The following is a 12,201-nucleotide window of genomic DNA, read 5'->3' on the forward strand; positions in this document are numbered from 1 at the left end:
GAGAGTCATGCCGAAAGCAGAGAAGGATCTTTGGTCCACTTGAGGATCTTGTCGAAGCTGACCACCGTCCCGCCGCGGCCCGGTTTGTTGCCGATGTGGACGTGATCGGCGAGTTCTCTGATCAGACAGAGCCCTCTGCCGTGCTCGGCGTCCGGGCGGGCGGGTCTGATCTCCTGGGTGCGGGCGAACCCCGGGCCGACCCCCGGGCCGGAATCGGCCACTTCGATACGGCACTTCTCACCGTCCAGATAGGCGGTGACCCGGTACGCCTCCGACGCACGGCCCGCCCCGCCGTGCTCCACGGCGTTCGCGCAGGCCTCACTGAGGGCGACCGAGAGGTCGTAGGAGATCTCGGGGTCGACGCCCGCCGTCTCCATCGTGCCGATCAGCAGCCGCCGGGCGAGCGGGACGCTCGCGGCCTCGCGCCGCAGATGGAGTGACCACCAGATGCTCATGCTCCAGCCTCCTGGCTGCGGCTCGACATACCGATACCTATTGCCACCCGTGCGCGGGTGTAAGCACTCCGTTCATGTGAGAACGCCCATCCGGGGGATGCGCCTTGGGAGGTTTCGGTGTATGAGCGGGTGGTTCACAGCAAGGACGATCTTCCGGTTCTTTCACTCCTTTCACCTGTAACCGAACCTTGTGGACCTGCCGTATGGCGGGCGTGAGCCCAGTGCGATGATGAGCGCGCCATGAACGCCCCCCAGCCGCGCACGGCGCGCACCGGAAGCGGACTGCGGCTCCTGCGGGCCGCGGTGTTCGCCGCGCTCTGTGTCGTCCTGGCCGCGGCGGGGCACACGCTGGCATCCTGCGCGACCGTTCCGCTGTGGACGCTCGGCGCGGGCTTCCTCGGCACCCTGGCACTCGTCGCCCCGCTCACCGGGCGGGCCCGCACGCTGCCGGGGATCGTGGCACTGCTCGCGGTCTTGCAGACCGTGCTGCACACGCTGTTCGGGCTCGGCCAGCACGGCGGCGCGGCGATGTCGGCCGGCTCGATGTCCATGTCTTCCATGTCGTCGATGCCGACCATGTCGTCGTTTTCGTCGCTGTCTTCCCTGTCGACGAGTGACGCCTCGCTGGTCGAGCGGGCCGCGCGGCTGGTGTGCGGGGCCGGGGCGGCACAGATCAGCCCCGCCCACGCGTACAAGATCCTCTCCGACGCCCATCTCAGCACCTCCGGTTCGGCCGCCGGCCTGAGCGGGACGACCCACGCGGCGGACGCCACCGGGGCCTCCGGCTCGCTGCTGCCCTCCGTGCCCATGCTCCTCGGACACCTCCTCGCGGCCCTCGTCGCCGGCTGGCTGCTGCGCCGGGGCGATCTGGCGCTGCTGCGGCTGATCGAGCTGTCGGCGCACGGAGTCGCCGAGGGGGCGCTCGTCCGTTCCCTGGGCGGAGCGCTCGCGCTGGCGCGCGCTCTGTGCGCCGGGCTCGTGGCCGTACCCGAGGCGCCCGCGCACAGCCGTCGCAGCACCTGGGACGAACCGTCCGCGCCCCACACCGTCGCACTCCAGCACGCCGTGATCCGGCGCGGGCCGCCCATGGCCGCCGCCGAACTCGTTCTCGCCGCCTGACGCGACGCGACCAGAGCACTTCCCGGGATCTGTCCGGATCCGGAGGGGCCTGCCGCCGTCGCGCGGCACGCGCGCGTGCGCTTCCCGCTGCCCGTGCGCCCCCTCAACGACAGAACTCACTCGGAGTGGAGTGCTCCCTGCCATGAAGGCTTTCCGTGCCATGAAGATTTCTCGTGTCGCCGCCGTCACCGCCGTCGCGGGCACGGCCGTCCTGGTCGTCTCCTCGCCCGCGTTCGCACACGTCAGCGTGCAGCCCGAGGGCACCGCCGCAAAGGGCGGTTACGCGGTCATCGACTTCAAGGTCCCCAACGAGCGCGACGACGCCTCGACCACCAAGCTCGAGGTCAACTTCCCCGCCGACCACCCGCTGGCCTCGGTGATGCCACAGCCGATGGCCGGCTGGAAGGTCGAGGTCACCAAGTCCAAGCTGGCCAAGCCGTTGGAGATGCACGGCGAGAAGATCGACGAGGCGGTCACCAAGGTCACCTGGACCGCTGAGGACAAGGGGATCGAGCCCGGCTACTTCCAGAAGTTCCCGCTCTCCGTGGGCGCCCTGCCCGAGGACACCGACGAACTGGTCTTCAAGGCGATCCAGACGTACTCCAACAAGGAGGTCGTCCGCTGGATCGAGGTCCAGCAGGAGGGCCAGGAGGAGCCCGAGAACCCGGCCCCGGCCCTCGCGCTGTCCGCCGCCACCGACGACCACCACGCGACCACCACGGCCGAGGACACCGCGGCCAAGACCGAGACCACCGCCTCGGACGACTCCGACTCCTCGTCCGGCGGCAGTGACACCACCGCCCGCGTCCTCGGCGTCGTCGGCATCGTGGTCGGCGCGGCCGGGGTCGCCTACGGCGTCCTCGCGGGCCGCCGCCGGTCCACCGGCTCCGAGGCCTGAGCTCCACGTCCGTAGCGCGCACAGGGGGCCGTGCGAGGCTGTCGTGGCTCCGACAGCTCTGGTACGCCCCCGACAGTTCTCGTACGCCCCCGGTGCGCGCCGGATCTCTCACATCTGGGACATTTTCGTATGCGCAAGAAGACGTTCGCCGCGGCCGCGCTGCTCGCCGCCGCCACCCTGACCCTCTCCGCCTGCGGCAGCGGCGACGACGGCAAGTCACCCGTCACCGTGGTCGCCGGGGACACCTCGAACAAGGCCGCGACCATCCTGGACCAGCCGTTCGAGAAGCCGGACCTGGTACTCACCGACACCCACGGCAAGAAGTACGACCTGCGCGCCGAGACCAAGGGCCGGCCGACGCTCATCTACTTCGGCTACACGCACTGCCCCGACGTCTGCCCGCTGACCATGAACAACCTCGCGGTCGCCAAGAAGGCGCTGTCCAAGGCCGACCAGGCCAAGCTGCGGGTCGTGTTCGTCACCACCGACCCCACCCGCGACACCCCGGCCGAGCTCGGCAAGTGGCTCAAGGGCATCGACTCCCAGTTCATCGGCCTGACCGGTGACTTCTCCACCATCCAGGCCGGCGCCCGCACCCTGGGCATCTCCATCGAGCCGACCCACAAGGACAAGAAGACCGGCAAGACCGTCTCGGTGCACGGCACCCAGGTCATCGCGTTCTCGCCGAAGACCGACGGCGGTTACGTCCTCTACGGCGAGGACGCCACCGTCGACGACTACACCAAGGACCTCCCCAAGCTGGTCAAGGGGGAGAACCCGTGAGGCGTCGGGCCCGAGCCGTCCCGGCACCGCCCCGTCCGGCACCGCCCCGCCGGGCGCTGCCCCTTCCGGCGCTGACCGGGCGGCGGCTCGCCCTGACCGGCGTGGCCACGACCGGCATAGCCCTCGCGGGCGCCCTGGTCCTGGCGGGCTGCGGCGGCTCGGATGCTCCGGGCTCCTCGGGAACGGAACTGTCCGTCGGCGCCTCTTACATGCCCCAGCCGGTCTCGGCCGACATGGCCGCCGGGTTCCTGACGATCACCAACAAGAGCGGGACGAAGGACGAACTGACGTCCGTCACCAGCGACTCCGCCGGCGAGGTCACCATGCACGAGACCAACGGCGGGGCGATGGACGAGGTCAACTCCTTCGAGGTGCCCGCACACGGTCAACTCGTGTTCAAAAGCGGTGGCAACCATCTGATGTTCGAGAAGCTGAAGCGCCGCCCGAAACAGGGCGACACGATCACCCTGAAGCTGAAGTTCGCCGAATCCGGTCCGCTCACCGTCGAGATGCCGGTGAAGTCCGCCACGTACAACCCTTCGACCGGACACTGAGGGAGGGACCGACCTTGACGCGGACCATCACCCCCCGCCTGCGCACGCTGGTGCTGCTGTTCCTCGCCGTCACCGGCGCGCTGCTGGCCGGCGCCGGGCCGGCCTCGGCGCACGCCGCGCTGACCGGCAGCGACCCCGCCCAGGGGGTGGTGGTCCCGAAGGCACCCGACCAGGTCTCGCTCACGTTCTCCGAGAACGTGTCGCTGAACAACAACTCGATCCGGGTCCTCGACCCCAAGGGCAAGCGGGTCGACCTGGCCAAGCCGAACAACCTGACGGGGACGACCTACGGCGTCCAGCTCAAGAGCGGGCTCGGCAAGGGCACGTACACCGTCGCCTGGCAGGTCGTCTCCGCGGACAGCCACCCCGTCGCCGGCGCCTACACCTTCTCCGTCGGGGCGCCCTCCACGACCGTCGCCTCGGTCGGGGACCAGGACGCGGGCGGCGGGGTCGTCGGCTGGCTCTACGGCTTCGGGCGTTACATGTCGTACGCCGGATACATCGTGCTCGTCGGCGGCGCCGCCTTCGTGCTCGCCTGCTGGCAGCGCGGCTCCGGCGTACAGGCCCTGCAACGGCTGGTCGTCGGCGGCTGGCTGACGCTCACCGCGGCCACTCTCTGGCTGCTGCTCCTGCGCGGCTCCTACGCCACCTCCGGCAGCGTCGGCGACATCTTCGACCTCAACCTGCTCGGCCAGGTCCTCCAGACCAAGACCGGCGCGGCCCTGGTCTCCCGGCTGCTGCTGCTCGCGGCCGCCGCGCTGTTCATCGCGGTCCTCTTCGGGGCCTACGACAAGCGTGAGGAGGGCGCTGAGAAGCGGGACCTGACCTTCGGGCTCGCCATCGGCGGGACCGTCGTCGCCGCCGGGCTCGCGGCGAGCTGGGCCATGGCCGAGCACGCCTCCACCGGGCTCCAGCCGGGCATCGCGATGCCGGTCGACGTCATCCACCTGCTCGCCGTCGCCACCTGGCTGGGCGGCCTGACCGCCCTGCTGGTCGCCCTCTACCGGGCGCCCGCGGACACGCCCGTAGGGGCCGTCGCCGTGGGCCGCTTCTCCCGCGTGGCCTTCGGAAGCGTGGTGGCACTGGTCGCCACCGGCATTTACCAGTCCTGGCGCCAGCTCGGCTCCTGGTCGGCGTTCACCGACACGGCCTACGGGCAGCTGCTGCTGGTCAAGATCGCGCTGGTGGCACTGCTGGTCGGCATCGCGTCCATCTCACGACGGTGGACGCGCCGGCTCGCGGACACCGCGGTGACGGAGACCGGGGAAGTCACCGACGCAGGGGAAGAGGCCGAGGAAGAGGCGGAGGTGGAGAAGGAGACCGTCAAGGCGTCGGCCGGCACCAAGGAGGCGTCGGTCAAGTCCGGCGTGTCCAGCGCGTCCGCCGCTTCTGACACGTCCGGCGCTTCCGGCGTTTCCGGTGCCAAGGGCTCCGGCAAGGGCGCCTTCGTCGATGACGACTCCGAGGACCCCGAGCGGGCCGTCCAACTGGCCCGGCAGCAGGCCGCCAAGGACTCCGCCCGGCAGAAGCGCGTCCGGGACGCCGACCCCAACCGCTTCGGCCTGCGTCGCTCGGTGCTCGCCGAGGCCGGGGTCGCCGTCGCCCTGCTCGCGGTCACGACCGTGCTCACGCAGACCGAGCCGGGCCGCACCGAGCAGGACGCCAAGGCCACCGCGGCGGCTGCGTCCTCCTCCTCGTCCTCGTCATCGAACTCGTCCTCGGGTGCGCTGACCCTCGACATGTCCTTCGACACCGGCGGCAAGGACGGCAAGGGCGTCGTCCGTGTCGACCTCGACCCCGCAGCCGTCGGTACCAACGAGATGCACGTCTACGTCCAGCGCCCCAACGGCCGGGCCTTCGACATCCCCGAGGTGAAGGTCGCCTTCACCCTCGCCGCCAAGAAGATCGGGCCGCTTCCCGTGGCCCCCGACCACGTCACCACCGGCCACTGGGCCGCCAACGGTGTGCAGATCCCCATGGCCGGCGACTGGCAGATCGCCGTGACCGTGCGGACCTCCGACATCGACCAGGTGACCGTCTCCAAGAACGCGCAGATCGGCTGAACCGCACCATGGCTGAACCGTCCCAGTCCCTCCGTCCGTCGGTCACCGAGGAAAGCCCGTCGGCTCCCCCGGCCGAAGGCGTCAGCCGGCGCGCGCTGCTCGGCACCGCCGGGGCCACCGGACTCGTCCTCGGCGCGGCGGGCGCGGGCGTCGGCTACGCGGCCGCGCCCGCACAGGCCACCCCGCTCAGCTCGGTGGGTTCCGGCCGGGCGATGTTTCACGGGAAACATCAGCCCGGCATCACCGAGGGCCTCCAGGCGCGCGGCCATCTCATCGCCTTCGACCTGGCGGCGGGCGCAGGCCGGAAGGAGGCCGCCGCGCTGCTGCGTCGCTGGTCGACGACGGCCGAGCGGCTGATGGCGGGCGAGGCGATGACACAGGACGACACGGATGTGGCCCGTGACGCCGGTCCCTCGTCGCTGACGATCACCTTCGGCTTCGGCAACAGCTTCTTCGCCCGCACCGGCCTGGAGAAGCAGCGCCCGTCCGCCCTGGACCCGCTGCCCGACTTCTCCTCCGACCACCTCGACAGGGCGCGCAGCAATGGCGACCTATGGGTACAGATCGGCGCCGACGACGCCCTGGTCGCCTTCCACGCCCTGCGCGCCGTCCAGAAGGACGCGGGCAGCGCGGCCAAGGTCCGCTGGCAGATGAACGGCTTCAACCGCACCCCCGGCGCCACCGCCCACCCCATGACGGCCCGCAACCTCATGGGCCAGCTGGACGGCACCCGCAATCCGAAGCCGGCGGACTCCGACTTCGATCAGCGGATCTTCGTTCCGGCGAGCGGTTCGAACGGCCCCGCCTGGATGGCGAACGGCTCCTACGCCGTCGTACGCCGGATCCGCATCCTCCTCGACGACTGGGAGAAGCTCTCGCTCGCGGCCCAGGAGGACGTGATCGGGCGCAAGAAGTCGAACGGGGCGCCGCTGTCCGGGGGCACCGAGACGACGGCGATGGACCTGGAGAAGGCCAGGGCCGACGGCGAGTACGTCGTCCCGATCAACGCCCACGCCAGGATCACCAGGCCCGACCAGAACGGGGGCGCGGCCATCCTGCGGCGCCCGTTCTCGTACCACGACGGCATCGATGCCGACGGGACGCCGGACGCGGGGCTGCTCTTCGTCTGCTGGCAGGCGGATCCGCTGCGTGGGTTCGTACCGGTGCAGCGGAAGCTGGACCGCGGGGACGCGCTCTCGCAGTACATCCGGCACGAGGCCAGCGGACTGTTCGCGGTGCCGGGCGGGGCGGCCGACGGGGAGTACGTGGGGCAGCGGCTGCTGGAGGGCTGAGGCCGGGTATCTCGTGCAGTGGATTCCGGGTGCTTAGTGGATTCCGCGCGGTGGCCGCGTTACCACCGTGGATTCTGATCACTATTGGCGCGTTTCCGGGTTTCAAACCACCCGGTCGAGTGGTTCCGACGAGACAAGTGAGCCCTGCTCCCTTGCGCCCATTAGGGTGAGGGACATGCCAGCGAGCTACGCGTATCTCGGTCCCGAAGGCACCTTCACCGAAGTCGCCCTGCGCACGCTTCCGGAGGCGGCCACCCGGGAGCTGATCCCGTACGTCTCCGTGCAGTCCGCGCTGGACGCGGTACGGAGCGGCGAGGCCGAGGCCGCGTTCGTGCCGATCGAGAACTCCGTCGAGGGCGGGGTCACCACGACCCTGGACGAGCTGGTCGCGGGCGAGCCGCTGACGATCTACCGCGAGGTGCTGCTGTCGATCACCTTCGCGCTGCTGGTCCGCCCGGGCACCAAGCTCTCCGAGATCAAGACGGTGACCGCGCATCCGGTCGCCCAGCCGCAGGTCCGCAACTGGCTGCGGGCCCACCTCCCCGACGCCCTCTGGGAGTCCGCCGCCTCGAACGCGGACGGCGCCCGGCTGGTGCAGGAGGGCCGCTACGACGCCGCGTTCGCCGGTGAGTTCGCGGCCGAGCGGTACGGCCTGGAGGCCCTGGAGACCGAGATCCACGACGCGAAGAACGCGCAGACCCGGTTCGTCCTGGTCGGCCGTCCGGCCCGGCCCGCGGCCCCGACCGGCGCGGACAAGACCTCGGTCGTGCTCTGGCAGAACGACGACCACCCCGGCGGGCTGCGCGATCTGCTCGGCGAGTTCGCCACCCGGGGCATCAACCTGATGCTGCTGCAGTCCAGGCCCACCGGCGCCGGCATCGGCAACTACTGCTTCTGCGTCGACGCCGAGGGGCACATCTCCGACCGCCGGGTGGCGGAGGCCCTGATGGGGCTGAAGCGGATCTGCCGCCAGGTGCGGTTCCTCGGCTCGTACCCGCGTGCGGACATCAAGCCGGGCGAGACCGCGGAGCCGACGCGGCCGGGGACGTCGGACGAGGAGTTCATGGCGGCCTCGGACTGGGTGGCGCGCTGCCAGGACGGCCGTTTCTAACCGGCCATACGTTCACATCTTCGTTATCCACAGAAGTTATCCACAGGCCCCCAACTCGACCTGGGGACAAGTCGACAGCATCACCTGACTCTGTCGACAAATCGGCCTACGGTCCACAGGCGAGCCGGTGATCACTCACGTCACCCTTCGTCCACTCGTTTCCCATGGTTCATCTTTTGGAGCGACTCCTTTCCACTCGAAAGTGGGTGTTGTCCAGGTTTGGGCGGGGAATTCCTCTCTTCAGGCGTCGGCTTCGAAGTGATCCATTTCGAAGTCCACACTCTGTCCACACAGCCTGTGGATAACTCTCGGGAGGGCGTGGATTCCTGTGGACAACCGGGCCTCCAAGTCCCGCTCCCCGCAAGGGAATCCAGTCAACCGCAGGCCGCCCGCATGCCCCGTCTCGGGGAGTGAGACACTTTTTATTGACACGCTCGGCAATTCCCTCATAACGGAACGTAAGTCGCGATTCGGAACACGGGTCAATAGTGATTCGTGGGGGGCAACCCCACACCGGTAGCCTTGGCTCCGTGATTGACCTACGCCTGCTCCGTGAGGACCCCGACCGTGTGCGCGCGTCCCAGCGCGCCCGTGGAGAGGACGTCGCGCTCGTCGACTCCCTCCTCTCCGCCGACGAGCGGCGCAGGTCCTCCGGCGTCCGCTTCGACGAGCTGCGCAACGAGCAGAAGTCGCTCGGCAAGCTCATCCCCAAGGCCGCCGGTGACGAGAAGGCCGAGCTGCTGAAGAAGGCCGGCCAGCTCGCCGCCGACGTGAAGACCGCCGACGCCGAGCGTGACGCCGCCGCCGCCGAGACCCACGAGCTGCTGCTCAGGCTCGGCAACCTCGTCCACCCCGACGTGCCCGTCGGCGGCGAGGAGGACTTCGTCACCCTGGAGACGCACGGCACGATCCGCGACTTCGGTGCCGAGGGCTTCGAGCCCAAGGACCACCTGGAGCTGGGCCAGCTGCTCGGGGCGATCGACGTCGAGCGCGGCGCCAAGGTCTCCGGCTCCCGCTTCTACTTCCTGACCGGTGTCGGCGCCCTCCTGGAGCTGGCGCTGGTCAACGCGGCGATCGCGCAGGCCACCGAGGCCGGCTTCACGCCGATGCTGACCCCGGCGCTGGTCCGGCCGCAGTCCATGGCGGGCACCGGCTTCCTCGGCCAGGCGGCCCAGGACGTCTACCACCTCGACAAGGACGACCTCTACCTGGTCGGCACGTCCGAGGTGCCCCTCGCCGCGTACCACATGGACGAGATCATCGACGCCGAGCGCCTCCCGCTGCGCTACGCCGGCTTCTCGCCCTGCTTCCGCCGCGAGGCCGGTTCGCACGGCAAGGACACCAAGGGCATCTTCCGCGTCCACCAGTTCGACAAGGTCGAGATGTTCTCCTACGTCGCCCCCGAGGACTCGGAGGCGGAGCACCAGCGCCTGCTGGCCTGGGAGAAGCAGTGGCTGGCCTCGCTGGAGCTGCCGTTCCGGGTGATCGACGTCGCCACCGGTGACCTCGGCTCCTCCGCCGCCCGCAAGTTCGACTGCGAGGCGTGGATCCCGACGCAGGGCAAGTACCGCGAGCTGACGTCGACGTCGGACTGCACCGAGTTCCAGTCCCGCCGGCTGTCGATCCGGGTCCGCGACGGCAAGCAGGTCAAGCCGCTGGCCACGCTGAACGGCACGCTGTGCGCCGTACCGCGCACGATCGTGGCGATCCTGGAGAACCACCAGCTGGCCGACGGTTCGGTCCGGGTCCCCGAGGTGCTGCGCCCGTACCTGGGCGGCCGAGAGGTCCTGGAGCCGGTGTCCCGGTGAGTTTCCCGTACGGGCTGATCGCCACCGACCTCGACGGCACACTGCTCGGCCCCGACGAATCGATCTCGCAGCGCACCCGTGACGCGCTCGCCGCGGCCACCGCGGCGGGCGCCGCGCACATCGTCGTCACCGGCCGCGGCGTCCCCTGGACCCGGCCCATCCTCGACGACCTCGGCTACCACGGCCTCGCCGTGTGCGGTCAGGGAGCGCAGGTGTACGACGCCGGGTCGCACCGCCTGCTGACGTCCGTGACGCTGGACCGCCAGCTGGCCGGGGTCGCCCTGGCCAAGATCGAGGCGGAGGCGGGCCCGCTGTACCTCGCCGCGAGCCGCGACGGCCTCGACGGCGAGGTGCTGGTGGGGCCGGGGTACGCGGTGACGGGCAAGCTCCCGTCGACTCCGTTCACGGACGCGGCGGATCTCTGGACGGCGCCGCTGAACAAGATCTACATCCAGCACCCCGAGCTCTCCGACGACGAACTGGCCGAGGTGGCACGTCACACGGCCGGCGGCTTCGTCACGGTCGCCATGGCGGGCGAGGGAATCGTGGAGCTTCTGCCGCTGGGGCTGTCGAAGGCGACGGGCCTGTCGCTGGCCGCGCGCCGGTTGGGCCTGAAGTCCGCCGACACGATCGCCTTCGGCGACATGCCCAACGACATCCCGATGTTCGCCTGGGCGGCCCGGGGAGTGGCCATGGCCAACGCCCACGAGGAGCTGAAGGCCGTGGCGGACGAGGTGACGTCCTCCAACGAGGAGGACGGGATCGCGGTGGTGTTGGAGCGTCTGCTGGGCTGAGGCGCCTTCAAAGCGTTGCGGAGGATGCACGGATCGAACGTGCGCGGGCTTTTCAGGCCCGACCAAGGCTTAGCAAGCCAGTGCCTTACCACTCGGCCAATCCTCCGGGTGGGCGGCCCACGCGAGAGCGACCATCGCGTGCTCGAAGCGGCCGCCCCGGGCAGCTACACGGCGATCCGCCGCGGGCTGCCCTGACGGGAGCGGGACGTACTGTCGTGCATGGACATCGTCCGGCTCCTCTCCCGGTTCGGGGGCTGACACAACAACTGTGCCTGTGAACCGAGTTGGGAGCCACCGAATTAAACGCGCCTACCGACGCCACCACTTACGCCGCCCCTTGCTGAAGAACCACCCGGCCGGCGGCTCGTCCGACCGCCACGGCTGCGGCTCCGGCCCCCCGGCCTTCCACTTCGCCGCCAGCATCCGCGCCCGCGCGGACGGCTCCGAAGTCCCCGCGGACCGTATGAAGTCCTCGTCCAGGACAACCCCGTCCCAGTCCCCGTCTCCGAAACCCTCAGCCATCCCGCGCCTCCTACGCAGTACACCCGCTTTGTCAGTGTGACTGGACAGAGGTGAAGCCCCCGTCAATAAGCCTGGCGTCTACTCCTCGCCCGCCAGCGTCAGCGAGCGCAGCTTCTGACCGGCGTACCAGGTCGCCAGGACCGTCACCGCGATCAGCAGCACCGTGGCCGTCGCCAGGGACACGTCCGACGTGACCAGCTCGCCGCCCGTCACCTTGTGGGCGACCGCCAGGGACCACTGCTGGACGCTCAGCGTGCGCGCGCCCGGAACGAGGGAGCCGAACAGGGCCTCCCAGACCAGGGCGTAGACGAGCCCGAAGACCACCGCGTGCCGGGACACCGTGCCCAGCAGCAGGAAGAGCGCCGCGTAGGCGATCGACGCGACCAGTGCGGCCACCGTGTAGGCGACGGCGATCTGCTGACCGTTGCCGTTGAGGATGAAGCCCGCGATCAGCGTCGGCAGGGCCGAGAAGACCATCGTCACGGCGATCGCCACGATCAGCTTGGTGAGGATGATCGTGGGCCGTTTGATCGGCTTCGACAGCAGGTACACCACCGAGCCGTCGTCGATCTCCGGGCCGATCGCACCCGTGCCGGCGATGACGCCGATGATCGGCACCATGGTCGCGAGCGCGAGGCCGCCGAGCAGGTCGGAGGCCGTCTGGTCGTCGGCGCCGGCGAGGCCGCGGACGACCACCGAGATCGCGATGAGCAGCAGGGGCAGCGCCCCCAGGATGAGGGCTCGGCGGCGGCCGAGCAGGGCTCGATAAGTGAGCCGGGCGACTGTGGGGTCGTACATCTTC

Annotated in this window: 12 protein-coding genes and 1 tRNA gene; 9 read left to right on the plus strand and 4 right to left on the minus strand. The window is 70.0% G+C overall.

The features are described from left to right. Positions 1–5 precede the first annotated feature (5 nt). Positions 6–455: an ATP-binding protein gene (locus ACGFZQ_RS30615; protein WP_351744667.1), complete on the minus strand. Its 450-nt coding sequence runs from the start codon at positions 453–455 to the stop codon at positions 6–8. A 240-nt stretch (positions 456–695) separates the two neighbouring features. Between ACGFZQ_RS30615 and ACGFZQ_RS30620 the strand changes: the two genes are divergently transcribed. The 9 genes from ACGFZQ_RS30620 to ACGFZQ_RS30660 all read left to right on the plus strand — a co-directional run bounded on the left by ACGFZQ_RS30620 (position 696) and on the right by ACGFZQ_RS30660 (position 10,877). After that, positions 696–1,574 (plus strand): hypothetical protein, encoded by an 879-nt coding sequence (locus tag ACGFZQ_RS30620; RefSeq protein ID WP_393843052.1) that lies wholly within the window; start codon positions 696–698, stop codon positions 1,572–1,574. Positions 1,575–1,734: 160 nt separating this feature from the next. Then, entirely contained in the window at positions 1,735–2,472 is a 738-nt protein-coding gene (locus tag ACGFZQ_RS30625) for a YcnI family protein (protein ID WP_393843053.1), read from the plus strand. Between the two features lie 129 nt (positions 2,473–2,601). Next, a complete protein-coding gene (locus ACGFZQ_RS30630) occupies positions 2,602–3,255 on the plus strand; it encodes an SCO family protein (RefSeq protein WP_393843054.1) in 654 nt (217 codons plus the stop codon). A gap of 92 nt (positions 3,256–3,347) precedes the next feature. Then, complete coding sequence (locus ACGFZQ_RS30635) at positions 3,348–3,809, plus strand: copper chaperone PCu(A)C (RefSeq protein ID WP_393843254.1); 462 nt, start codon at positions 3,348–3,350, stop codon at positions 3,807–3,809. Positions 3,810–3,823: 14 nt separating this feature from the next. Continuing rightward, a complete protein-coding gene (locus ACGFZQ_RS30640) occupies positions 3,824–5,872 on the plus strand; it encodes a copper resistance CopC/CopD family protein (protein ID WP_393843055.1) in 2,049 nt (682 codons plus the stop codon). A gap of 8 nt (positions 5,873–5,880) precedes the next feature. Further along, positions 5,881–7,164 (plus strand): iron uptake transporter deferrochelatase/peroxidase subunit, encoded by a 1,284-nt coding sequence (gene efeB / locus ACGFZQ_RS30645; RefSeq protein ID WP_393843056.1) that lies wholly within the window; start codon positions 5,881–5,883, stop codon positions 7,162–7,164. A gap of 175 nt (positions 7,165–7,339) precedes the next feature. Continuing rightward, complete coding sequence (gene pheA, locus ACGFZQ_RS30650) at positions 7,340–8,275, plus strand: prephenate dehydratase (RefSeq protein WP_351744683.1); 936 nt, start codon at positions 7,340–7,342, stop codon at positions 8,273–8,275. A gap of 530 nt (positions 8,276–8,805) precedes the next feature. Then, positions 8,806–10,083, plus strand: coding sequence for a serine--tRNA ligase (serS, locus tag ACGFZQ_RS30655; RefSeq protein WP_393843057.1), 1,278 nt, complete (start codon positions 8,806–8,808; stop codon positions 10,081–10,083). Continuing rightward, positions 10,080–10,877 (plus strand): HAD family hydrolase, encoded by a 798-nt coding sequence (locus ACGFZQ_RS30660; RefSeq protein ID WP_351744688.1) that lies wholly within the window; start codon positions 10,080–10,082, stop codon positions 10,875–10,877. Before serS ends, ACGFZQ_RS30660 begins: the two co-directional genes overlap by 4 nt. Before the next feature lie 18 nt (positions 10,878–10,895). Here ACGFZQ_RS30660 and ACGFZQ_RS30665 read toward each other — a convergent pair. The 3 genes from ACGFZQ_RS30665 to ACGFZQ_RS30675 all read right to left on the minus strand — a co-directional run bounded on the left by ACGFZQ_RS30665 (position 10,896) and on the right by ACGFZQ_RS30675 (position 12,197). Beyond that, positions 10,896–10,983: transfer RNA gene (locus ACGFZQ_RS30665), tRNA-Ser, on the minus strand. A 203-nt stretch (positions 10,984–11,186) separates the two neighbouring features. Beyond that, positions 11,187–11,399, minus strand: a complete 213-nt coding sequence (locus tag ACGFZQ_RS30670; RefSeq protein ID WP_351749106.1) for a hypothetical protein — start codon at positions 11,397–11,399, stop codon at positions 11,187–11,189. 78 nt (positions 11,400–11,477) lie between these two features. Continuing rightward, a complete protein-coding gene (locus ACGFZQ_RS30675; RefSeq protein WP_351695747.1) occupies positions 11,478–12,197 on the minus strand; it encodes an ABC transporter permease in 720 nt (239 codons plus the stop codon). Positions 12,198–12,201: the final 4 nt, after the last annotated feature.

This window comes from Streptomyces sp. NPDC048254, from assembly GCF_043201895.1.
Classification (GTDB): Bacteria; Actinomycetota; Actinomycetes; order Streptomycetales; family Streptomycetaceae; genus Streptomyces.